The organism is Paenibacillus sp. EKM10P, from assembly GCF_011800655.1.
Taxonomy (GTDB): Bacteria; Bacillota; Bacilli; order Paenibacillales; family Paenibacillaceae; genus Paenibacillus; species Paenibacillus polymyxa.
This window is the reverse complement of record NZ_JAALET010000001.1, coordinates 461,183-483,562: the sequence shown is the minus strand read 5'-3', so window position 1 is coordinate 483,562 and position 22,380 is coordinate 461,183. Positions and strand designations below refer to the sequence as shown.

The window sequence follows — 22,380 nt, the reverse complement described above, 5'->3', positions numbered from 1 at the left end:
TCCTTACACCTCAATCTTCATAATGTGGTTGATCCACACGAGACAGCCACCAAGCACCAGAAGACAAAAGGTTGATAAAATCCTACCTGTACCGCTGTATAACGGCATCATGTAGTCTCCCGCTGTCACTGTCATAAACAAAACAAACAAAAAAGGTGCTGCAAACATAACCCTTGATTCAAAGCGCTTCTGCGCAATCATTACACCGATCTCCTGCTGAATTTCCAGCTTCTCCCCAATGACACTTGAAGCCCGTCGTACGACTTCCACCAGATCACCTCCGGTTCGTTTGCAAGCCGCAAATACGTCCGCAAAATTCGTAATATCCTCCATCTGGGCCCGACGAGCCAAATCCTGCAAAGCAGCCTCTACAGGCTGTCCGATTTCAAGGCAGGCTGTAATAATGTTAAATTCAAAAATCAGATCGTGATCTCCATCCGGACTAAGCAACCTCAAATCCTCTACAGCCTCACGAAACCCATTCTCCACCGACCTTCCCGCTGAAAGAGAAGAAGAAAGCGAGTATAAAGCCTGCTTGAATTGAATGCTTAAAGCAGACCTACGTCGTTGCAGCAAAAACTTTCTAAAATAACGAGGCATCACCACAGCTCCAGCAGCACACAGCAACGATAATATCCATTGGTGATAAAATAGATATCCGATCATCGCGAACAACACTCCACTAAAGAGAATGCACATACTTTTTTGTACAGTCGATAAGGTATACACCGTATAATCCGGCAGAGAAGGGACCTCACGTGACACTTGCTTGCCAGTCGCCTTTTCTGTTCTCATACCGATTCTCCTTCTCTGTGCCAGCTTTCCGGCTTGATTCCGGCCATTTGCAGCTTCAATGTATGTTGCAGCCCCACACCACAACGCTCCAGTTCCCCTACGATTTGTCCTTTACTTTCTCCGCGTTCCTGGAAGCGATAAAGGGGATTCAATCTTACCTCACCATTTTCAAAGCCAATCACTTCGCTAATTTCCAGCACCCTTCTGGATTTGTCACGTAGTCGTGACAGATGAACGAATATATCAATGGCCGAGCTGATCTGCTGCCGTACTACTCCAAGCGGAAGCTCTGCTCCTCCGAGTACCATCGTTTCCAGCCGGCTGACCATATCGCGGATATTGTTCGCATGCCCAGTTGACAATGATCCATCGTGTCCTGTGTTCATCGCTTGCAGCATATCCAACGCCTCACTCCCTCTGACCTCACCCACCACGATGCGATTGGGCCGCATACGCAGGGAGGAACGGATCAGATCACGAATCGTGATTTCTCCCTTCCCCTCGGTGTTCGCGTTCCGTGTTTCCATGGAAACCAGGTTGGGGACAGTCACAATTTGCAACTCTGCCGAATCTTCAATCGTAATAATCCGTTCAGACGAAGGGATGAACTGGGATAATGCATTCAGAAAAGTTGTTTTACCAGAACCCGTTCCGCCGCTTATAAAAATGTTGTACTTGCTGCGTACCAAGTCTTTGAGCATAGCGGCGGATTCTGTATTGAGCGCACCTATTCGTATCAAATCATCCATCGTCATGGGACGCTCGGGAAACTTCCGTATAGTCATTGTCGGTCCCTTGAGAGCAACTGGCGGCAGCACAATATTTACACGTGATCCGTCCTTTAATCGGGCATCCACAATGGGAGAAGCCTCATTCACAATTCGGTTCACCCCGGCTACAATTGTCTGGATCAAATCCTCCAGTCGTTCGCGGGATTCGAATTGATCGGACACCTGAATCACCTCACCTGCCCGCTCTACAAAGATTTCCCGATGACTGTTGATCATGATTTCCGTAACGGTCGGGTCATCAATCAATGGCTGGAGCACATCCAACCCACGGAAAGAGTTGAAAATTTTGCGGACAAGTGCATGCTTCTCTCGGGAAGTTAAGCTCGCTAGCTCTACGTCGTGTAAAATTCGCTTTTCGATATGCCGTACTAGATCTGTATCTTTTACTGAGGACGTTACGTCCAGCCCGTTACGAATATCTGCGCGCAATGCCTTAAATTGTTCCTCATTCATGTTCATCATCCCCTTAAGACCAAGCAGCCGTCGACTGTGCAGCGCTCTCCATATCCAGCAGCTCGCGGCACAAATGGCGGATTTCCCGCTGATAAATCGGTGAACTTAGCAGCAGTTCACGATGCTGCATCTGTTTCCATGAAGGTATATAGGGTAACGCACCGTTCAGCTCCATAAAGTCACGAGGTAACGAGTTGATCATAGTTCCCATGTAGCGGTTCACCACAAAGCTGGTTTTGCATATCATGGCTTCAAGCCCCTCAGGCTGCGTAGTTTCTAAAATATCCAGCCATAATCCGCACTTGTGCATACTCATTAAATCGTCAGCGAGCAACCAGATTAGTTTATGACTAGCTTCAAGCACGGCTTGAGCCCGCTCACCATGTTCAGAATCGCTATCTACGATCACTACATCATACTGCCCGCTTTCACCAATCGTTCGAATGAGCTCTTTCGCTTCATCACAAGTCATATCCGTCAATTCCTTGCGATTATAGACAGGTTGAAACGTATCAGCCTGAATTTCAGGACGACGTATACAATAGGAAGCCACAGATAACGAAGTACCCTCATTTCCCTCCGACTTGAGATCATACAGTAGTCTGGACAGTCCTTCTCTTTCTCCTTGTGCTCCGCTAGAACTGTCTGAACCAGTAAACAACGAGCTTGAATCCGCCGTTTCCAGATTCAAATAAAATACCGAATATCCCTCATTCCCCAGTTGCTTGGACAGATTGAGCGCGGCCGTTGTCTTGCCCAATCCGCCTGAAGCTGCCACCATGCCGATAATCATTCCACCTTCCCGACTGTTTACGCTTTTCCGACCATTCGACCTCTGTCTCGCCGTTTCCAAAATAAAACCGACCAGTTCAGATAAAGGCTGATATTTTAATACAGGCTGCCCATATTCGCTTACTTGTTCTCCCTCATGTAATACCAAACAAGGAATATCTGCATCTTCCCGAGCTGTCCATAGACTCAGAAAAGACATTTCACCTACTACCACATCTGGTCTTTTCATTCCGCTGGTTTCCATCATGTATTGATGAAATGCCTCCGGCTGCGAAAAAGCCGTTATTCTGAGCCTTCTGGCGTACTCGCTTCCGTGAACATAATTCAGCAGAGGCTCAATATAATCCCGACCTTCTACGGCCAATACCACTTTTACCGGAACCAATACGCTCATCCCCTTTCCCAACACAACAACGCAAAAAAGCACCGTTCATCCATCCGTAAGTACATACGGTTGGTGAACGGTGCTTCCGTCACGTGCAATCTATTTACTGGTAGAATAGCATAGCACCTATGTTAGAGCAAGTATTTTTTGCGCACGTATTTTCCTAGAATCCTGGTACTAGGAGAAGGCGGGCAAGTCTAGCCCCGCCTCCTATGATCTTCAACTTAGTAGAATTTGTGGTGACGACGATGACAGTCATGATGGCGATGATGGCGATGATGACGACGTTTCCGGCAATGACATTTCTTATCAAAGTCTTCATGTTTCCAGTGATCACGTTTAAATTTTGGTTTAAACTTAATGACAGTCACCTTAATGATTTTCTTAAAAACACGTTTTTTTGGCTTTGGAAAATGACAATCATGTTTACGATGTTTATACATTCAAACTCGCCTCCATTTCTTTGAGATAGAATATACTATGGAAGCAGTGAACAACCGGTAACCAGCATATGACTATTTATGAATGGATTGGGCATTTTAATAATCTGTCTCCAGCTTAATATCCGGATCATAATCCGCCACGATAAGAACATCCATATGACGTGCTTGACGGAGAATCCTCGGCACGACCGCACTCTTCCCCCAACAGCTACTTCGGGAAGACTGCCCCACAATGAGCTGCGTGCCTGAATATCCTTCCACTGGAGCAATCAAAATGTCGGCAATCTCGCGTCGGCTGGAAACAAGCCGAATTTCAAAGGTTCCCCCCAGTCGGTGGGTCAGCAACTTTAGTTGTTCCAGACGAGGGAGTAACCTCTCCGGTATACGCTCACCAACATGAACATAAGTCACAATCCATACAGCCTTTAGGCGAAAGGCGATCCGAAAACCGCGGCGAATCAACCTTTCAGCATTTTCGCTTAGCGTCACGCCTACAAAAATCACTTCCTCCCTGCGCCACGGTCCCCGAAGTGACTCATGCCGATCCCAGGATTCCAGCCGCTCATCTACATCATCTGCCAATTCCCGCAAAGCAAGTTCACGCAGCGCAATTAGATTACCCAGCTTAAAAAAGTGGCTAAGTGCCTGCTCCACCTTCGCGCGATCGTAAATTTTGCCTTCACGCATACGCTGCTGTAACGATTTGGGAGCCACATCCACAAGCTGTACTTCATCGGCCAGACGCATCATATGGTCGGGGACAGTCTCTCTCACCCGAATGCCAGTAATTTGTTCTACGGCGTCATTCAAGCTCTCCAGGTGCTGCACATTCATTGTGGATATAACAGAAATACCTTGCTCCAAAATGGCCAGTACATCCTCATAACGTTTAGATTTCAGACTTCCCGGAACATTGGTATGTGCCAGCTCGTCAATTAGCACTACCTCAGGATTACGCCTGAGAATGGCTTCAGTGTCCATCTCTTCCAAATGTGCACCATGACGCTCGATGGACTGGCGGGGTATCATCTCCAGAGAGCCTACCTGGGCTAGTGTTTCTGCTCTTCCGTGCGTTTCCAGCAATCCGATCACCACATCAATCCCGCTTTCCAGCAGATCATTTCCCTCTCTCAGCATGGTGTATGTTTTGCCGACCCCCGGAGCAGCACCAATGTATACTTTGAGCTTGCCCCTCAGGATTTTGGCTTCCTCAGCCTGTACTTCCTCAACACTCAAACGATGATACGGGTCAGTATCTCCTTCCTCCTGTCTCATCGTTGGCAAAATCCGTTCACCCTCCTGCTCGGCTCGGTCCGCAATCAACAGCAGGTCCATATTTTTCATTCGTTTTAAAATTCCGTTCACCAGTGATCCTCTAACCAGTTCCTGCCATGGAGTCTGACGAGAATGACCCATAACAATTCGGGTAACATTGTGAGTCACCGCATAATGGATAAGTTGACGTGGTAGCCTTCTACGGGAAAGGAGCGGGATTTCTTCAAATGTCGATCCGATCTTGTCAGCCAACTGCTCAATGGAGCGCTTGAAGGCTGCTGATTCCTTGGACAACTTGCTTTTCGAGCTGACAAAGGAGACCACCAGCATATCTCCACCCAACCGCTTGGCCACCTGTTCCCCCCTGCGTACATAAATGGACCCATTCCAATGATACTGGACAGGCACTAAAATACGCTCTGCTGCTCCTGACGCCCCGTGTAAGCCTAGCTCCTCCCGGTGACGTTCCAGCGAATCATTCACATCCTCTGCCACCAATCGCAGAGCGAGCTCACGCAATTTACCCAGATTTCCCCGATGAAACATCTCAGGATTGGGCGTATGCATGTAACCTTTCGCCAGCCGTTCCAGAATCATCTCCGGGGTGGCATCAATTAAACGAATTTCATCCGCTAGCTCCAATGTATCAACCGGAACCGTATACTCCGCTTCAAAGCCTGTCAGCTGATATACCCACTCCGTGATCCCTTCGAGTTCATAAACATTGACCGTCGTAATGACACTAATTCCCATCTCCAGCAAATAGCGTATATCCTCCAACCTTGTTGGAAATGAGGCGTCTTTTCGGTTATGATGTGCCAAATGATCCACCAGCACCACCTCAGGATTTCGTGCCACCAAAGCTTCCACATTCAGATCCTTTTGCTCCTCGCCATCCTTCATCCAATGAGTACTGGGTACTCGCTCTAGGGAACCGACCTGTTCCACGGTCTCACGCCGCTGCAGAGTCGATACCGCACAAATTACAACATCAATCCCTTCATGCTGCAGCGATTGTCCCTCCTGCAGCATATGATACGTTTTGCCCGAGCCACTGACCGCACCAATGTATATTTTGAGTCTGCCTCGATGCAGTTTGTTAATGGAATCCAGTATTTCCTCTGGTGATTTACGTTTGAAGCTCTCCAATTTCGTTCCTCCCCGCAGCGTAACAGCTCGTTCCGAACCCTTTTGTGTGGTTGTAAAGAATGTACTCCCGTGTCCCGGTTAATTCAAGATGACCCAACAAGCTTGCTTCAAAAAAAGCAGCACAATTTAGCATAAGCGTAAAAAAGCGTGCATTCAGGCACTTTATGCCCGTCTGCACGCTATTTTGAGTAATTCATATAGGATCACTTCCTACGAGACTCACTTGCTATTTTCGCCAACGATTCCTCGCTGTTGAAATAACTTTCGCCATACTACACCATGAGACGGGGAAAATAGAAAAGCCAAAAGCAGCAACACACCCGACACACACAGCATACAAGCCGCAATAGAAGCATCCAATACAGTTGCTGTATAAAAGCCTACGATCGAGCTAATGGCTCCAACTCCCACGCTGTATGCAATCATACGGGACAGCTTCTCCGTCAGCAAATAAGCGGTAAGCGGCGGTACAACGAGCATGCCAACCACTAGAATTGCACCCACGCTCTCAAATGACGCCACTGTTGTTAACGATACGAGACTCATTAGCAGATAATGAAAAAAAACAACCGGAATGCCTAATGAAGCTGCCAATGCAGGATCAAAGGAAGTGACTTTAAATTGCTTGAAAAAGCCCCCTACCACGAGCAGATTGATCAAAAACATCGCGCCCGTAATCCACACAGCCCTCGGACCTATATCGAAGCCAGCAATCTCTATCGTATTCCACGGGACATAAGCAATTTCCCCATACAAAACGTGGTCCATATCCAGATGGGCATTGGAAGCAAACACGCTGATCAGCAGTACACCGATAGCAAACAATGTCGTAAACACCACGCCAATGGCAGCATCACTTTGCAGACCGCTTTGTTGGAATAGCTGAATCAGATACACTGTTAGAAGCCCCAGCACGGCTGCACCAAACATCATCCACACCGAATCCCTCGATCCACTGATTAGAAAGGCAATGACAATACCAGGCAGTACCGCATGACTGATTGCATCACCAATCATAGCCATTTTCCGAAGCACGAGAAAGCATCCGACGATACTACATCCCCCTGCCACTAACATTCCCGTCAGAATCACATAAAATGAACTCATAGGGCACGCTCCTCCCTTGGCTGTGCTCCGACTCCCTGCTCCAGACTTTTTCTGGCGTTCAACCGAACGATAGCCTTGGAAATCATTCCGCGCTGTGGTGCAAAGATCAGACTTACACCAAATACCACAGTCGCACACAACACGCACAATGGTCCTGTAGGCAGGTTTTGTCCCAGAGAGCTAATAACGGTCCCACCCAGACCCGCTATAGCACCAAACAAGCCTGAGAGGCATACCATAACACCCAGCTTCTCTGTCCAGTATCTTGCCGACACGGCCGGGGTAATTAGCAGAGCAGCCATCATAATGACGCCCACAGCTTGAATACCAGCCACCACCGCAATAACAATCAACAGCATCAATAACTTATCCAGTAAACCTGCCGGAAAACCAAGTCCACGGGCAAAGCCGGGATCAAAGCTAAGCAGCTTAAATTCCTTGAAAAATAATATACATATTCCGATGAGCACCACCGAAATTACCGCCATCGTATAGACATCAGACAACACCATTGCCGCAGCCTGGCCAAATAAAAATTTATCCAACCCACTTTGGTTGCCTGCACCACTATGCTGAATTTCGGTCAACAACATAATGCCGAAGCCAAAAAACACGGACAGCACCGCTGCAATCGCCGAATCGCTTTTAATTCGCGAATACCGGGTTAACGCACTGATGGCAAAGGTAGCAACAATCCCTGCAATGGCTGCCCCAATCATAAATCCAAACATGGATTTTGTGCCTGTGATCATAAATGCCACACATACCCCCGGCAAAGCCGCATGGGCCAAAGCATCTCCCATAAGCGATTGCTTACGCAAATACATGAAACTGCCAATCACCCCGCTGCTTAAACCGAGTAAAATGCATCCTAGCAGAATCCACTGCATGTTCGGGTCTGTCAAAAGCGCCACCAAGCTTGTCATACTGCTCACCTCACTCCGAGTATCGTGCCGGATTCCGAGCCTGTTTTGAGTATACTCAGACGTCCACCATACGTACGTTGCAGATTTCCCTCGGTAAAAATATCTGCGGTCTCTCCAAACGCCATCAGATGCCCGTTCAACAGCATAACCTGGTCAAAATAATCCGTAACTGTAGATAAATCATGATGAACGACAAGCACCGTTTTCCCCTGCTGTTTTAGATCGTTAAGTAATGAAATAATAGCTTTTTCTGTTGCAGCGTCCACACCGACAAACGGTTCATCCATAAAATAAAGCTGAGCGTCCTGCGCAAGTGCTCTCGCCAAAAAAACACGTTGCTGCTGCCCGCCTGACAATTGACTAATCTGCCGGTCTGCAAATTTGCTCATTCCAACCTTGTCCAAACTCTCCATCGCAGCCTGACGATCTGCTGCTCCCGGACGCTTAAACCAGCCTAGTCTGCCGTACCGTCCCATCATAACCACATCCAGGGCATTCGTGGGAAAATCCCAATCCACCGACTCCCGCTGCGGTACATATCCAACCTTGAGTAGCTGTTGCTTATAGGGCTTGCCGTAGACCAGCACCTCACCCCTGAGCTTTGGAATTAGCCCAAGCACGGCCTTGATCAGTGTAGATTTGCCAGCTCCGTTGGGACCAATAATACCAATCAGCTTGCCTTCCGGCACCTCAAAGGAAACATCGAACAAAACGGGCTTTTTTTGATATGCTACCGATAAATCACGAACAACAAGTGGTGAATGTCCCATGTGTCTACGCCTCCTTATTTAAGAGCTCTAACGATCGTATTCACGTTATGCTTGACCATTCCAATATATGTTCCATCTTCTGTACCCTCTTCACCCATAGCATCCGAATACAGCTCGCCGCCAACCTTTATGGTATGACCTTGCTGAGCTGCACCCTGGATAACGGCATCGATGGCCTTTCTCGGCACACTTGATTCTACAAATATGGCTTTAATTTTATGCTCCACCAGATAATCTCTCAGCTTGGTCACATCTTGTGAGCCTGCCTCTGACTCGGTACTCATACCTTGAAGGCCTCTTACTTGAATTTGGTAAGCGTCTCCGAAATAGCCAAAGGCATCATGTGCTGTGACAAGTACGCGCTGAGCCTTCGGTATACTGGCAATCTGCTCTCTCGTGTAATCGTCCAGTTCTCGTAGCTCAGCGAGATAAGCTTCGGCATTGGCCTTGTAATCCTCCGCATGAGCAGCATCCAGTTCCGACAATTCATCTCTGACCGTTTCTACCGCAGACATCCAGTTTTGTACATCAAACCAAATATGCGGATCATACTCAGACCCCATTTCTGGGCTAGCTGCACGCAATAGATTTTGAGCAATGTTTTTGGACACGGGAATAACGGGCTTTTGCTTGCTGATTTTCTCCAGAATGTCCTGCATTTTTCCTTCCAGATGCAACCCGTTATAAAAAATGATGTCGGCTTCATCCAGTTTGCGCATATCTCCCTGAGACGCCTTGTACAAATGTGGGTCAACACCTGACTTCATAATTCCCGTGACCTCCACATGAGCACCGCCGACCTTCCCGACAATGTCAGAGATCATACCGATGGTAGTTGTAGCCTTTATTTTTTGCCCAGCCTCCTTCGCAGCTCCCTGCTCTGTCTTCTTGGCATCTGTACATGCCGTCGCTAGAACCAGAACCAGAGACAACACTCCAACCGTCGCTGCCCATTGCGGCAAAGCCTTCTTAAACTGCTTGTTCATGTTTTAAAATCCTCCTCTTAATATTTGTTTTGGGACAAACTATTTCCTTGAGACAATTATTTTTTAACTACGCTATATTTTAGAGTATACACTAAAGTTTTTACCTAAGGAAACATTTTTGAGATATAAATCTTAACTATTCTTTTATATCGTTCGATTTTGGCTCTCCGAATGTGTAATATATAGAAGATATCCAGTCGTTATACCAAAGAAACCATACAAAGAAGGTGCAGGTCATGGACCCAACAGGATACAGCCCTTATCGGAACAAACGTCGGCAAATACAGTTACGAAAAATAATGCTCATTTTTATGCTGGTATGTTGTCTGCTTACCCTAACTTCCTGTGCTCGGGGTGACATTCATGTAGATGTTCATCTGGATCAAAGTGTAGATATGGATGCAACGTTCAGCGTAAACAACCAGACACTGATGATGTTGGACAATCCGGGGCTGCTCGATCGATTAATTCAACGTATACAAAGCAACAATGTAGACGTACAGCCGTTATCGGAGCAGGGGAGAAAGGGTTATCAAATAAAGGGGCATTATCAAGGGGATTGGAGTACAAACCAAAAAAATCCCGATCAGGGTTTAAATCTGCCTGAGGGATTAGAAATAAATCGCGCAGTGAGCCAGCATTTTTTCACAACCAATATGGATCTTACGCTTAAGCTCGATCTACCTCGGATGCTTCCTGAAGAAGCTCGTGGCCTGAGTGATAAATTAGAACAAATGAATGTGTTCGCACGTAAATTACTAGAGCGGCAACTGGATCTTAACTTTAGCCTTTCCCTACCCATCCAGCCTGCTTCCAGTAATGCGGACCGTGTGTCGGATGACGGAAAGACACTCTATTGGGACATTGCTCCATTAGAGTCTAACGAGCTAAAATTGTCGGTCAACGTACCCAATGTACGCCATATCGTGTATGTATCGGTTACGGGTCTTCTACTGATCGCAGTAGCTGTAATATTACTGATTCGTAATGATCGCCGCAAAAATAAACACAAAAAAAGCAACTAAAAAAATCGTTGCCTAATTTCTGGTGGGGGGATCTGACATTGATCCTCTTCATCCTTGCCAAACCAACGATATCGGTTACGAGCTACCCAGTTATAGACTGCGTTGCGCACAAAGCGGGGAATCAAGATGAATACATAAGCCAGCGGATATGGAAAACGAAGGCGTTTGGCAATCCGTAAAGCTGCGGTTGACTTTGTATAATACGTACCGTCTTCAATCAGCACGAATGTATCCAGTTGATCTGTAGACAGTCCACCTGCACGTAAAAGTTCTTGTCCTGCCTCGGATTGCAGGGAACCAAAATGGAATATTCCCTTAGGATCACGTTTGATAATGAAGCGGGTTGCTCCCTGACAAAAGTGGCATACCCCATCCACCAATACAATGGAATGTTCGATATGGATATGACTAGACTGGTTCATCAACGTACTTCACCTCCACAGAGAAATCAACGGCATGAAAACGCAACGATTCAATTATAAACAAAAAAACGTCGAAAATATCCGACGCTTGTCTAGAACTGTATAATCCTTACCTGTTCGAAAAACTAGCTCAATGCTTTCTCAAACAGCTGTTTAGCATTAATTTGCTCTAAAAACTCTTCATGGAACTGATCCATACACTTGCAGATAAAATCCTTATGGCATACCGGGCAAGGTGTCGTTAGCAGTCGACTAATATTCGTCAAAGTCCACTCCGGATTACGTTGAGAAAAAACGCGGCACTCCGTTCCATCGGCCAAACTCATTTTAAACTCATAAAGCCCTTCCTTTTCGTTGCTACCAGCCAGCGTGAAATTAACAATATTCGGTCTGTAAGACATCATATCACCCGTATTTTTCAAATTTGTTTCGTACCTGTTGACCAGAATCACCTAAGACATCTTAATGAATTTTGGCGGTGATGTCAAATGGTTGCACATATCAGCGGATCAAGATTTAGGTGCAAAAGCCGCCGATCCATCGGCGGCCGTGTGTGAAATCTTTAAAAAATGCGGTCAAATGACGTTGAGTTCAACATCAATATTACCGCGAGTGGCTTTGGAGTACGGACAAAAATCATGTGCTTGGCGTGCCAAATCTTCCGCCTGAGAACGCTCAATCCCCGGTATCTTTACATCCAGACGCACTGCCAACTGGAAGCCGCCGTCGCTTGGGTCCTTACCGATCGATACGTGGCTGGTGACCTCTACATTGTCCACCTTTACCTTGGCTTTGCGGGCCACATTCGCCAACGCACTCTCATAGCATGCGCCATAGCCTGCCGCAAACAATTGCTCCGGATTCGTAGCATCTCCACCTGCGCCACCCAGTTCCTTCGGTGTGCTCAGCTTATGCTTCAATACCCCGTCTGAAGAAGCCACTGAACCATCTCTTCCACCATGTACCGTTGCTGATGCTGTGTATAACGCTTCCATGATTTCATCTCTCCTTCTCCATCTTATTTGCATTCCGCAGGAATCCTCATCATGTTAATACATGATTTCCTTCTCGTATGTACTTTAAACGAGCCACGCAAAATGAATCATTTCAAAAGGGATAATAACCCTTTTATTTACCGTTTAGTTCCACTTCTTTTATGTTTACACTATATGTTATAAGCCCCTAACTTGATGAGCCGCCTACACTTAGAAAATTCAAAACGACCAAGCTGCCCCTTGAGAGCAATATAGCTTGGTTTTTTCCATTGTTTAGTTTTAATTAGGATGGCCAATTGCTTCAAAAATACGATAAATTTGCTTATCCACATAAAAGTTGCACTAGACAAAAACTATTGTGGGTGTACAATAGGGATAACGCAATCGCTATGTCATTAATAATATATTTCAATATGAACAAAGAAGGTGAAGCGTATGAAAAATTCAAAGGGCAACTTCGCGGAAATCGCTTCACTATCGGAAGTGAATCGTTCTTTGAGCGTCCCGAAGGATGGCACCTGGTTTCGGAAGTTTCTTGCCTTTGCTGGACCAGGCTATATGGTCGCTGTCGGCTATATGGACCCTGGCAACTGGGCTACAGACATCGCTGGGGGATCAAAATTCGGCTACACACTGCTTAGCGTCATTCTTATCTCCAACCTGATGGCCATTCTGCTGCAAGCCTTATCTGGCAAGCTCGGTATTGCTACAGGTAAAGATTTGGCTCAAATGTGCCGTGATGCTTACAGTCGTCCTGTCGCGATCGGCTTATGGCTTTTATGCGAAATTGCCATTGCAGCCATGGATTTGGCCGAGGTCATCGGTTCAGCCATTGCACTGAAGCTGCTGTTCGGTCTCCCGTTGCTATACGGAGTCATCATTACCGCATTTGATGTTATGCTCATTTTGCTGCTGCAAAATAAAGGTTTCCGGGCATTGGAAACACTCGTCATTGTATTAATGGCCACGATTGCCGGCTGTTTTGGCATTAATCTCATTTTGGCACAACCGGAATGGGGCGGCGTATTGGGTGGCTTTGTACCGGACTCACAAATATTGACGAATCCAAGCATGCTGTATATTGCCATCGGTATTATGGGAGCTACTGTAATGCCACATAACCTGTATCTGCATTCTTCTATTGTACAAACTCGCAAATATGAGCAGACATCAGCAGGTAAACGGGAAGCTATTACATTTGCAACTTGGGATTCCAGTATAGCGCTCATGTTCGCTCTATTCATTAATGCAGCCATCTTGATCGTAGCAGCTGCCGTGTTCCATACAGCAGGAAGAACAGATGTAGCAGAGATTAGTGATGCCTATTATCTGCTTTCGCCATTACTGGGAACCACACTTGCGAGCATACTGTTTGGAGTGGCATTACTCGCCTCAGGTCAAAACTCGACCGTGACAGGTACTTTAGCCGGACAAATCGTGATGGAGGGCTTCTTGAACCTTCGTCTCTCACCTTGGTTGCGTCGTTTGGTGACCCGCCTTATTGCAATTATTCCGGCAGTCATCGTCACTGCGATTGCAGGTGAAAAAGGTGCAGAAGAGCTACTTGTGCTAAGTCAGGTTATTTTATCCATCCAGCTCCCTTTTGCCATCATTCCATTACTGCTCTTTACCAGTGACAAAAAGATTATGGGTGAATTTGCAAATAAAATGTGGCAAAAAGTAATAACCTGGATCGTGACTGCTGTCATCATTATCTTGAATGTAGTCCTCATTATTCAGACAATTACAGGTTGACAGACTGTTTGCAAGTAACCAATAAAAAAAGAGGTATTCCTGGAGTCCAAAATAGCCATGGAATACCTCTTTTTATTCATGATCCCCGTATCCATTACAAAGAGAATACTCCACAATTGTCGAATGCTCCCACATTCGGATTCCCAGAATTCATTAAATTATCCAAATAAGCATCGTATCTTTGAATCTTCTCGCCAACATGGAGATGAAAAAGTTCTCCTTCCCTTTGCAAGTGTGAATATTTTTCTAACATAAGGTCTATCGTTTCTTTCGTATATTTACGGTTCTCTGTTTTTGTAAACCTATACATCATTGGATTGTAATGATATAATCCGACTATAATCCTTTACTAAATATTTAGTATAAAACATTTAGCAATAAAGTTATGGAGGAGATATCATCTTGAGTACGACACGTGTAATGGTTCTTGGGCTCTTGCTACAATACGGAGCAATGTCTGGATATGAAATACAACAGAAAATGCAATCAGCACAAACGGATAAATGGGCTTATGTGCAACCAGCTTCCATATATCACGCCTTAAAAAAACTGGACTCAGAAGGTATTGTGCGTTTAGAAACATTGGAACAGACAGGGAATCGGTCTAAAGCTATATATGCTATTACGGAGGCTGGGAAAAGCGAGTTTAGTCGGCTTTTAATCGAATCATTTAAAGAAACTTCTGTTGTATTTCCAACAGCCCTGTACACAGCTTTGACTTTTATGGATGAGGCTGGCCTCCATGAAATAGAAGAAGCTTTAAGTTTTCAGCATCAAGCCATTGAAAAAATCTATAAAGAAATGAAACTAGGGCAAGAGCAAAAAGCTGAACTTATGGATATCCCTGTAAACGTCATGCTAATTTTCAAAAATATTTATGATCAATGCGAGCTTCAATTAAAATTTGTTAAGCAAATTAAAGAGGAAATCAGAAGAAATTCATAAGGAGGATGTAGTAATGAAAATGAGTAAAGGGGTACACAATAAGCAAAAGGCTGCTCTAATCGTTGTGGGATTAGCTGTATTCATTGACATGTTAATCTATGGATTAGTCGTACCCATTTTGCCAAGATACGCAGATTCTCTCGGAGCCACTCAAACCGAAATCGGATTTTTGTTCAGTAGTTATGCAATTGCACTATTTATAGCTACTCCTATTTTTGGTCTGTTAACGGATCGAATTGGGAGAAAGACTCCTCTGTTATGGGGGTTAATTGGACTCATAGCTTCCACTTTAATGTTCGCCATAGCCCACACCTTCTGGCTGCTTGTACTGGCACGTGCTCTTCAAGGGGTCGCAGCCGCAATGACCTGGACAGCAGGGCTCGCTCTGCTGGCTGAGCTATACCCATCTGAAGAACGCGGCAAAGCCATGGGCTTGGCGTTATCTGGGCAAGCCGCTGGAACCCTTCTCGGACCGACAATTGGCGGTTGGTTGTATCAATGGGGGAGTTACCAACTCCCTTTTTACTTTGCCATCGCATTGGCTGTCGTTGATGCTATACTTCGATTAGTACTCCTGCACGATATTCCGGAAGAGAAAAATGAAAAGTACGTATCTCCTTTTTCGTTCATGAAAAATAAAGATTTGCTTTTGGTTATCGGGGTTGTAATTATCGGGGCATCTGTCCCAAGCGTACTTGAGCCAACATTACCGTTACACCTGCAGCACAATTTTAGCGCTAATCCAGGAGTTATCGGATTGTTATTTGCTATTCCCACACTTGCTTATGGCCTGGCAACACCCTTTATAGGTCAATTCTCCAGCAAGATCGGCTATAAAAATGGAATTCTCCTCGGTCTACTTTTGGTATCCATTGCTCTTCCTCTAACTGCACTTCCAGCAATATTATCACTTCAAGCTGTTATTTTAGCTGTTTTAGGAGTTAGCATGGGTATGGTTCTTGCTCCCTGCTTACCTCAACTTGCTGATATTTCTCAACGAAGTGGCATTCATTCTTATGGAATTACTTTTGCTCTCTATAACACGGCATACTCGATTGGTCTAATGATCGGCCCTATTTTGAGCAGTACTCTCACCGATTTAATGAATATTAAATTATCTTACTTAGTCATTGGTATGATTGTATTAATATACATGTTGGTACTCGCTTCAGCCTTAAGGAAAACCAAAAATTCATCAAACAATGTAAAGCTAAGTAAATAATTGAACAACAAATTTATATCACCTATAAGAAATAAAATACTTCCTTTGCAGCTATCCATCCCAGAGCATCCTAATCCATAGAAAAGGTATCCCTCCAAACTTATCGCTAGGGGGATACCTTTTTCATTCATCTATGGCTTAACTGGCTTCACCTTCATTAGTGCTTCAAGCGCAAGATTCAGCTTGAGCACGTTCACACGCGGATCGCCGAACACACCGGCGCTGCGGCCTTCTGTCTGCTCCTGCACCAGCGCCTTCAGCTGGTCCTGACTAATCCCCGTCAAGCCGCTAATACGTGGAATTTGAGCCTGTGCCGCCTGTGGCGAGATGTGCGGGTCCAGACCAGAGCCGGAGTTCGTAATCAGGTCCAATGGAACCTGACTGACGGGTACATCCGGGTTATGCTTCTGCCAATCCGCAATAGATTCCTTGATCCGCTTCACCAATGCCGGGTTCGAGGGTGCGTAGTTACTTGAGCCTGAACCAGCTCCATTATAATCGATACTTGATACCCGGCCTTGGAAAAACGCTGGATTGGTAAAGGACTGCCCAATCAGCTCAGAGCCGCTTACCCGCCCCTCCGTGTCACGAAGCATACTGCCGTTTGCTTGCTGCGGAAACAGGACTTGCGCCACTCCTGTGCTGACCAGCGGGTATGCCAATCCGCACAATAGGATCATTAGCACAGAAGTTCGCACAGCCACTCCAATAACCGCGCTTCCTCGCATCTCTTGTCTCTCTGGTTGTTTTTCCGATACTGCCTCCGTCCCTGTATGCATATTCTGGCCTTGTCCACCAGATCCGGCTTTTTCATGTGCAGCAAATCTGCGTCCAGACAACATCCGATAAAAACCACTCATGTCGCTCACCCTTTCTGCACTAAATCCACAAATGTACCAGCAAATCAATGGCCTTAATCCCGACAAACGGTACCACCATACCGCCCAGACCATAAATCAGTAAATTCCGTCCCAATAGCCGATCCGAGCTCATTGGCTTATACTTTACACCCTTCATTGCCAGCGGAATCAGAAGTGGAATAATGACTGCATTAAAAATAAGCGCCGATAAAATAGCCGATAACGGGGATCCCAGCCTCATGACGTTTAATGCACCCATTTGCGGAATAGCCAGCATGAACATCGCCGGGATAATGGCAAAATATTTAGCCACATCGTTCGCAATACTGAACGTTGTCAATGCCCCACGTGTCATAAGCAGCTGCTTGCCGATAGCGACCACCTCAATAATTTTGGACGGATCAGAATCCAGGTCCACCATATTAGCAGCTTCCTTGGCCGCGACTGTGCCGCTATTCATGGCAAGACCGACATCTGCCTGCGCCAGCGCTGGCGCATCATTGGTACCGTCCCCGGTCATAGCCACCAGCTTACCCTGCTCCTGCTCCCGGCGGATAACCGCAATTTTATCTTCCGGCTTGCTTTCAGCTACAAAATCGTCCACCCCTGCTTCACGTGCAATGGTAGCAGCGGTCAGCGGATTATCACCTGTACACATAATCGTGCGGATGCCCATTTCCCGGAGCTGATCAAAACGCTCCTTCATGCCCGGCTTCACCGTATCCTTCAAATAAATAATGCCGTATATCCGATCATCCAGCGCCACTGCTAGCGGTGTACCTCCTTCTGCGGCTACCTGATTCGCTTTTTCCTCCAAATCGGTCGGAACAATGCCTTTTTGCGATACAATCCACTGCCGGACAGAGTCCACGGCGCCTTTGCGTACTCTTCGTCCATCAGCGAGATCCAGACCACTCATCCGGGTTTCTGCCTTGAACTCGATAAAGGTTCCACCTGCTGCCAAGGATTCATCCAGCGTGTATTCCTGCTTACGCATCAATTCCAGTACCGAGCGTCCCTCAGGCGTCTCATCCTTTAGTGAACTCATCGCCGCCCATTTCGCTAGCTCTGCCTTTTCTATACCATCTACAACCACGAATTCACTCGCCATCCGGTTACCGAAGGTGATGGTACCCGTTTTATCTAGAATCATCGTATTGATGTCCCCGGATGCTTCTACCGCCTTGCCTGACATGGCCAGCACGTTAAACTGGGTAACTCGGTCCATACCAGCAATTCCAATGGCCGACAAAAGCCCGCCAATCGTGGTCGGAATCAGACAGACCAGCAACGAAATCAGCACGGGGACAGGCAAATCAATCTTAAAATGACGGGCTATCGGGGCCAGTGTCACCACCACAATGAGAAAAATAATCGTCAAGCTGATCAGCAATGTATTCAGCGCAATTTCATTTGGCGTTTTTTGCCGCTGTGCACCTTCCACGAGCGAAATCATTTTATCAATAAACGTTTCACCCGGCTCAGTCGTAATCCGCACCTTAATGCGGTCACTGACTACCCGCGTCCCGCCGGTTACCGAGCAAAAATCACCGCCCGATTCCTTAATGACCGGAGCTGATTCTCCCGTAATTGCAGATTCATCCACTGAGGCCAGGCCTTCAATAACCTCACCATCGCTTGGAATCATTTCGCCCTGAGAGACGATTACCACGTCACCTTTACGCAATGTTGTTGAGCTGACCACCTGAATCTCATTCCCGACGAGCTTATTAGCTTGTGAGTCCTGCTTGGATTTTTTCAAGGAAGCAGCTTGTGCTTTCCCCCGTCCCTCCGCGAGCGCTTCAGCAAAGTTAGCAAAAAGCAGCGTGAACAACAAAATAATAAATACAGCCAAGTTAAAGCCCATTTCCTTGCCGGTTCCAAAATAACCGGGAAGCAGTAGCATGAGCAGTACGACCAATGTACCGATCTCCACGACGAACATGACAGGATTTTTCATCATGATCATCGGATTTAATTTGATAAAGCTATCCTTGACCGCCTGCTTCAAGATGCTTCTATCCAGCATGCGTTTGCGTTGTTCCTTCATGATCAAGCACCCCGTTCATCCATTCTCATTTTCCTTCTATGCTCATTCTTCATCACATGGTCAAAAATTCAGCTACAGGACCCAGTACGATCACCGGCAAAAAGGTTAACGCACCAATCAACAGGACCACTCCGATTAGGATGGCTCCAAACAGCTTGTTGTCCGTGCGCAGTGTACCCATTGTCACCGGGGTCGGCGCTTTGGCATTCAACGAAGCCGCCACAGCCAGCAATGCAATCATGGATACATATCGTCCAAAGAACATAACCGCTCCTGTCGTAACGTTCCAAAACACGTTGTTATCCGAAAGACCTTCAAATCCCGAGCCGTTATTTGCCGCAGATGATGCATATTCATAGATCACCTGAGTCAACCCGTGATATCCGGGGTTAGAGACCGCATCGTATCCCCAATGACTCATAAATGCAAGCGCAGTTGGAGCAAGAATAAGAAACGGATGTACCAAAATGGCAATCGCAATCAGCTTCATTTCCTTGCCTTCAATTTTCCTACCCATAAATTCCGGGGTTCTTCCGACCATCAGTCCGCATATAAACACTCCCAGAATCGCATACATCAGCATATTCATCAGCCCGACGCCCTTGCCGCCAAAAATGACGTTTAGCATCATTTCTCCCAAAGCAGCCATACCACCTAGCGGGGTCAATGTATCATGCATATTATTGACCGAACCTGTCGTTGCCGCCGTTGTGACCGCAGTGAATAATGCCGATTGTCCAATGCCGAAACGAACCTCTTTCCCTTCCATGCTTCCCTGAGATGCATCCATACCCAGTGCCTGAATTAACGGATTACCTGTTTTCTCCGACACATACGTTATGGTTAGAAAAATAAGGAACAAGACCATCATCGAGCTGAAAATAATCCAGCCCTGCTTGCGATTACGGGCAAACAATCCAAATGTATACGGCAGCGAAGCCGGCATTACCCACATTGCCAAAATTTCCAGTACGTTCGTCCAAGGATTTGGATTTTCAAAAGGATGCGCAGAATTAGCTCCCGCAAAACCGCCCCCGTTCGTACCCAAATGCTTGATGGATTCCAATGAGGCAATGGGTCCCATAGCAATCTGCTGCTGTGTACCACTTAAAGTCGTAATATCCGCCGTGGGTTGTAGCGTCTGTGGTACTTTTAATCCCACCAGCACCAGCGTAAGTACAAAGGCAAGCGGCAGGAAAATCCGTATGTTGGCTTTAATAAAATCTTGAAAAAAATTACCCAGCCCTTCACCGCGCCGCGTCAATCCCCTCATAAAAGCCGCAGCAACCGAAAACCCCGAAGCAGCCGAAGTAAACATCATCATCGTGACGAACGCCATCTGTGTCAGATACGTAAGCCCGCTTTCTCCGCTATAATGTTGGAGATTCGTATTGGTCATAAAGCTGATTACCGTATTAAAGGCCAATGATGCTTCCATATTACTGTTCCCAACCGGATTGCCCGGGAGTATAGCCTGCAAGCGCAATAGCAGGTAGCTGATCCCCACAAGCACCACATTGGTTGCAATGAAACTCATAGCGTACGTCGTCCAATGCATGCTGTCCTGTTTCTTCAAGCCTACAGCCTTATAAATCAGCTTTTCCGTTCCACCAAAAATCCGATCCGTCCGATTCGGTTCATTCGAGAATACGTGATACATATAGGTGCCCATCGGCTTTACCAAGAGCAACAATATGATGATCACAATCCCAATTTGCAGTAGCTCCATCCTCTATTCCTCCTTAAAATGCTCCTGCATTTGGAACAACAGACCTGATTCAGACCATCCATTGAGTGCACACGTTTGCGAAAATCTGCATCTCTGATGCTGCATTCTTGATCTGCTGTTCCCGCCTGCTCGATCCTATAGTTGACTAGAATTTTTCAGGATTCAGGAGTGCGTAGATTAAATACACGAACACAATAGCCGTAAGTCCTAGCACAACGATCATCCTCTTCGCCCTCCTTTTGAGGTCTGCGCATCACACCAGCGTACAAACAGCAGTATCACTCCATAACTCACAGCCATTACGAGCAGCATGTATAAATCCATCATGTTCATACCCTCCGTATCGCTTTTCAGATTGCCCTTTTGATTCCATCATAAAATCATAAACCAGCTATGTTATAAGTGCTTATCCGTTCAGCAGGAAACCCACCTCTCCGTTCAATGTGTAGATCACATGGTCCGCTCCCAATCCCCGATAAATTCCTTGTGGATTACAGCCGTGCGTAATAACATAGATCAATTCTGATGTTAGTGGCCGACATATTTGCAGGAAACGGCAAGTTAGATTCAAGCTGTTTTCGAACAAATACACACTACCAATTTCTTTTTTAGGAAAATTCCATTTTCCCGCTTGCATCGTATTGATGCGCACAATGTGCTCCACACCCATTTTTTTGAGCTGTCGTTCCTCCTGGGTGCTATTTGTGAGAACTGCAAACGCCAATTTTTTGAACATAAGCAATTTCACAAAACTTCTGCCCGCTTCATTCGGTGCAGTGACAATAATTAACCGACCTTCCATCAGTAGCTCCTCTCCCGGTATAAAAAGACAACAAAAAGAAGCCGAAGGAAAAAGGCTTCCTCCGGCTTCATACATTCCATGATAAAATAAACCATGGCTGCACACGGCGGTTTGTTGCCTCTCCCTGTACGCTTACGAGGTTAGCTGTCGGATTCGGACGTGAGAGTCGCCCTATTTACGGCACTTGGCCGGAAAATTCACCCCATGAGACACACGGCTTGCAAAGCCGTATATACTCGTTGGTTCCCCCGCTTTTGCAACTGCAAAATTCAGCGCTTTAGACAATTCGTTGTTGCTTCATTGTTGTTAATTTGAAATTACGTCTTGAATCATACACCCGTGCAAGGAAGACTGTAAAGCTCAACGGCAAGGCTATAAATCACCCTTTAGAGCATAGAAGATTAAGGATAACGCTTACAACCAACCTATGCTTCTCGTATCTCTCTAAAACTCTGTATTTCGCCTCTTTTTGAAAATGAAAGGCATGTCAATATTGGCGTAGGGTATGGTACGGTTGCCCTTTATTTATAAAAAAGAAAGAAAATGCGCTATATGTACTAGATAATTATCGAATGAAGCCTTTTTTATGAGAAGAAACACCTCAATTTGCTCCATTTGAAGTGCGATTTACCGTTTTGAACAAAAGACGATTTTACAATGCACAATGTCTGTAGACTCTTCTGGACTTGCAACCCCTTGTTGA

At 46.1% G+C, this 22,380-nt stretch carries 20 protein-coding genes and 1 riboswitch; of the genes, 4 read left to right on the top strand and 16 right to left on the bottom strand.

Annotated features, from left to right (window positions below; translation table 11 throughout):
• Positions 1-3 precede the first annotated feature (3 nt).
• The 8 genes from HFE01_RS02145 to HFE01_RS02110 form a co-directional block, all read right to left on the bottom strand.
• Entirely contained in the window at positions 4-795 is a 792-nt protein-coding gene (locus HFE01_RS02145) for a type II secretion system F family protein (RefSeq protein WP_016820684.1), read from the bottom strand.
• Positions 792-2,039 carry a TadA family conjugal transfer-associated ATPase gene (locus tag HFE01_RS02140; protein WP_107733984.1) on the bottom strand — a complete coding sequence of 416 codons (1,248 nt, stop codon included), beginning with the start codon at positions 2,037-2,039 and terminating at the stop codon, positions 792-794. The genes HFE01_RS02145 and HFE01_RS02140 overlap by 4 nt, the downstream gene beginning before the upstream one ends.
• Positions 2,040-2,052: 13 nt before the next feature.
• Positions 2,053-3,225 (bottom strand): AAA family ATPase, encoded by a 1,173-nt coding sequence (locus HFE01_RS02135; RefSeq protein WP_107734137.1) that lies wholly within the window; start codon positions 3,223-3,225, stop codon positions 2,053-2,055.
• A gap of 530 nt (positions 3,226-3,755) precedes the next feature.
• Positions 3,756-6,083 carry a histidine kinase gene (locus HFE01_RS02130; RefSeq protein ID WP_167438218.1) on the bottom strand — a complete coding sequence of 776 codons (2,328 nt, stop codon included), beginning with the start codon at positions 6,081-6,083 and terminating at the stop codon, positions 3,756-3,758.
• Positions 6,084-6,302: 219 nt separating this feature from the next.
• Positions 6,303-7,190, bottom strand: a complete 888-nt coding sequence (locus HFE01_RS02125; RefSeq protein ID WP_016820689.1) for a metal ABC transporter permease — start codon at positions 7,188-7,190, stop codon at positions 6,303-6,305.
• On the bottom strand, positions 7,187-8,116 hold the full coding sequence (locus tag HFE01_RS02120; RefSeq protein ID WP_025364323.1) for a metal ABC transporter permease: 930 nt from the start codon (positions 8,114-8,116) through the stop codon (positions 7,187-7,189). The genes HFE01_RS02125 and HFE01_RS02120 overlap by 4 nt, the downstream gene beginning before the upstream one ends.
• A gap of 5 nt (positions 8,117-8,121) precedes the next feature.
• Positions 8,122-8,886, bottom strand: coding sequence for a metal ABC transporter ATP-binding protein (locus tag HFE01_RS02115; RefSeq protein ID WP_013369953.1), 765 nt, complete (start codon positions 8,884-8,886; stop codon positions 8,122-8,124).
• 14 nt (positions 8,887-8,900) lie between these two features.
• Positions 8,901-9,872: a metal ABC transporter solute-binding protein, Zn/Mn family gene (locus tag HFE01_RS02110; protein WP_167438219.1), complete on the bottom strand. Its 972-nt coding sequence runs from the start codon at positions 9,870-9,872 to the stop codon at positions 8,901-8,903.
• A 236-nt stretch (positions 9,873-10,108) separates the two neighbouring features.
• On the opposite strand from HFE01_RS02110, the gene HFE01_RS02105 reads away from it, so the two are divergent.
• The gene (locus tag HFE01_RS02105; RefSeq protein WP_107733989.1) at positions 10,109-10,897 is read left to right on the top strand and encodes a DUF3153 domain-containing protein; all 789 of its coding nucleotides are present in this window, start codon (positions 10,109-10,111) and stop codon (positions 10,895-10,897) included.
• Here HFE01_RS02105 and HFE01_RS02100 read toward each other — a convergent pair.
• The 3 genes from HFE01_RS02100 to HFE01_RS02090 all read right to left on the bottom strand — a co-directional run bounded on the left by HFE01_RS02100 (position 10,894) and on the right by HFE01_RS02090 (position 12,314).
• The gene (locus HFE01_RS02100) at positions 10,894-11,319 is read right to left on the bottom strand and encodes a thiol-disulfide oxidoreductase DCC family protein (protein ID WP_031463118.1); all 426 of its coding nucleotides are present in this window, start codon (positions 11,317-11,319) and stop codon (positions 10,894-10,896) included. The genes HFE01_RS02105 and HFE01_RS02100 overlap by 4 nt on opposite strands.
• 125 nt (positions 11,320-11,444) lie before the next feature.
• Complete coding sequence (locus HFE01_RS02095; RefSeq protein WP_044785801.1) at positions 11,445-11,771, bottom strand: hypothetical protein; 327 nt, start codon at positions 11,769-11,771, stop codon at positions 11,445-11,447.
• Between the two features lie 123 nt (positions 11,772-11,894).
• Complete coding sequence (locus tag HFE01_RS02090) at positions 11,895-12,314, bottom strand: organic hydroperoxide resistance protein (protein WP_013369947.1); 420 nt, start codon at positions 12,312-12,314, stop codon at positions 11,895-11,897.
• Positions 12,315-12,749: 435 nt separating this feature from the next.
• Between HFE01_RS02090 and HFE01_RS02085 the strand changes: the two genes are divergently transcribed.
• The 3 genes from HFE01_RS02085 to HFE01_RS02075 all read left to right on the top strand — a co-directional run bounded on the left by HFE01_RS02085 (position 12,750) and on the right by HFE01_RS02075 (position 16,236).
• Positions 12,750-14,069: an Nramp family divalent metal transporter gene (locus HFE01_RS02085; RefSeq protein WP_019686568.1), complete on the top strand. Its 1,320-nt coding sequence runs from the start codon at positions 12,750-12,752 to the stop codon at positions 14,067-14,069.
• A gap of 402 nt (positions 14,070-14,471) precedes the next feature.
• Complete coding sequence (locus HFE01_RS02080) at positions 14,472-15,014, top strand: PadR family transcriptional regulator (protein WP_016820697.1); 543 nt, start codon at positions 14,472-14,474, stop codon at positions 15,012-15,014.
• 13 nt (positions 15,015-15,027) lie between these two features.
• On the top strand, positions 15,028-16,236 hold the full coding sequence (locus tag HFE01_RS02075; RefSeq protein WP_107733990.1) for an MFS transporter: 1,209 nt from the start codon (positions 15,028-15,030) through the stop codon (positions 16,234-16,236).
• A 131-nt stretch (positions 16,237-16,367) separates the two neighbouring features.
• Here the strand turns inward: HFE01_RS02075 and kdpC are convergent, their stop codons facing one another.
• From kdpC to HFE01_RS02050, 5 genes are all read right to left on the bottom strand, one after another.
• On the bottom strand, positions 16,368-17,096 hold the full coding sequence (gene kdpC / locus HFE01_RS02070) for a potassium-transporting ATPase subunit KdpC (protein WP_107733991.1): 729 nt from the start codon (positions 17,094-17,096) through the stop codon (positions 16,368-16,370).
• A gap of 19 nt (positions 17,097-17,115) precedes the next feature.
• The gene (gene kdpB / locus HFE01_RS02065; protein WP_107733992.1) at positions 17,116-19,146 is read right to left on the bottom strand and encodes a potassium-transporting ATPase subunit KdpB; all 2,031 of its coding nucleotides are present in this window, start codon (positions 19,144-19,146) and stop codon (positions 17,116-17,118) included.
• A gap of 52 nt (positions 19,147-19,198) precedes the next feature.
• Entirely contained in the window at positions 19,199-20,875 is a 1,677-nt protein-coding gene (kdpA, locus tag HFE01_RS02060; protein WP_107733993.1) for a potassium-transporting ATPase subunit KdpA, read from the bottom strand.
• A 145-nt stretch (positions 20,876-21,020) separates the two neighbouring features.
• Positions 21,021-21,098 carry a K(+)-transporting ATPase subunit F gene (gene kdpF, locus HFE01_RS27735; RefSeq protein ID WP_080561203.1) on the bottom strand — a complete coding sequence of 26 codons (78 nt, stop codon included), beginning with the start codon at positions 21,096-21,098 and terminating at the stop codon, positions 21,021-21,023.
• A gap of 183 nt (positions 21,099-21,281) precedes the next feature.
• The gene (locus HFE01_RS02050) at positions 21,282-21,677 is read right to left on the bottom strand and encodes a hypothetical protein (RefSeq protein ID WP_016820703.1); all 396 of its coding nucleotides are present in this window, start codon (positions 21,675-21,677) and stop codon (positions 21,282-21,284) included.
• Between the two features lie 113 nt (positions 21,678-21,790).
• A riboswitch (cyclic di-AMP (ydaO/yuaA leader) is annotated at positions 21,791-21,962 on the bottom strand.
• Between the last annotated feature and the right edge of the window lie 418 nt (positions 21,963-22,380).

What these genes read in the sequence shown, in the direction of transcription:
- HFE01_RS02120 (WP_025364323.1), bottom strand. Translation starts at nt 8,116, where the DNA reads ATGACAAGCTTGGTGGCGCTTTTGACAGACCCGAACATGCAGTGGATT.
- HFE01_RS02100 (WP_031463118.1), bottom strand. Translation starts at nt 11,319, where the DNA reads ATGAACCAGTCTAGTCATATCCATATCGAACATTCCATTGTATTGGTG.
- kdpA (WP_107733993.1), bottom strand. Translation starts at nt 20,875, where the DNA reads ATGGAGCTACTGCAAATTGGGATTGTGATCATCATATTGTTGCTCTTG.
- HFE01_RS02085 (WP_019686568.1), top strand. Translation starts at nt 12,750, where the DNA reads ATGAAAAATTCAAAGGGCAACTTCGCGGAAATCGCTTCACTATCGGAA.
- HFE01_RS02115 (WP_013369953.1), bottom strand. Translation starts at nt 8,886, where the DNA reads ATGGGACATTCACCACTTGTTGTTCGTGATTTATCGGTAGCATATCAA.
- kdpF (WP_080561203.1), bottom strand. Translation starts at nt 21,098, where the DNA reads ATGATCGTTGTGCTAGGACTTACGGCTATTGTGTTCGTGTATTTAATC.
- HFE01_RS02110 (WP_167438219.1), bottom strand. Translation starts at nt 9,872, where the DNA reads ATGAACAAGCAGTTTAAGAAGGCTTTGCCGCAATGGGCAGCGACGGTT.
- HFE01_RS02050 (WP_016820703.1), bottom strand. Translation starts at nt 21,677, where the DNA reads ATGGAAGGTCGGTTAATTATTGTCACTGCACCGAATGAAGCGGGCAGA.
- HFE01_RS02090 (WP_013369947.1), bottom strand. Translation starts at nt 12,314, where the DNA reads ATGGAAGCGTTATACACAGCATCAGCAACGGTACATGGTGGAAGAGAT.
- HFE01_RS02135 (WP_107734137.1), bottom strand. Translation starts at nt 3,225, where the DNA reads ATGAGCGTATTGGTTCCGGTAAAAGTGGTATTGGCCGTAGAAGGTCGG.
- kdpB (WP_107733992.1), bottom strand. Translation starts at nt 19,146, where the DNA reads ATGAAGGAACAACGCAAACGCATGCTGGATAGAAGCATCTTGAAGCAG.
- HFE01_RS02105 (WP_107733989.1), top strand. Translation starts at nt 10,109, where the DNA reads ATGGACCCAACAGGATACAGCCCTTATCGGAACAAACGTCGGCAAATA.
- HFE01_RS02125 (WP_016820689.1), bottom strand. Translation starts at nt 7,190, where the DNA reads ATGAGTTCATTTTATGTGATTCTGACGGGAATGTTAGTGGCAGGGGGA.
- HFE01_RS02140 (WP_107733984.1), bottom strand. Translation starts at nt 2,039, where the DNA reads ATGAATGAGGAACAATTTAAGGCATTGCGCGCAGATATTCGTAACGGG.
- kdpC (WP_107733991.1), bottom strand. Translation starts at nt 17,096, where the DNA reads ATGAGTGGTTTTTATCGGATGTTGTCTGGACGCAGATTTGCTGCACAT.
- HFE01_RS02075 (WP_107733990.1), top strand. Translation starts at nt 15,028, where the DNA reads ATGAAAATGAGTAAAGGGGTACACAATAAGCAAAAGGCTGCTCTAATC.
- HFE01_RS02145 (WP_016820684.1), bottom strand. Translation starts at nt 795, where the DNA reads ATGAGAACAGAAAAGGCGACTGGCAAGCAAGTGTCACGTGAGGTCCCT.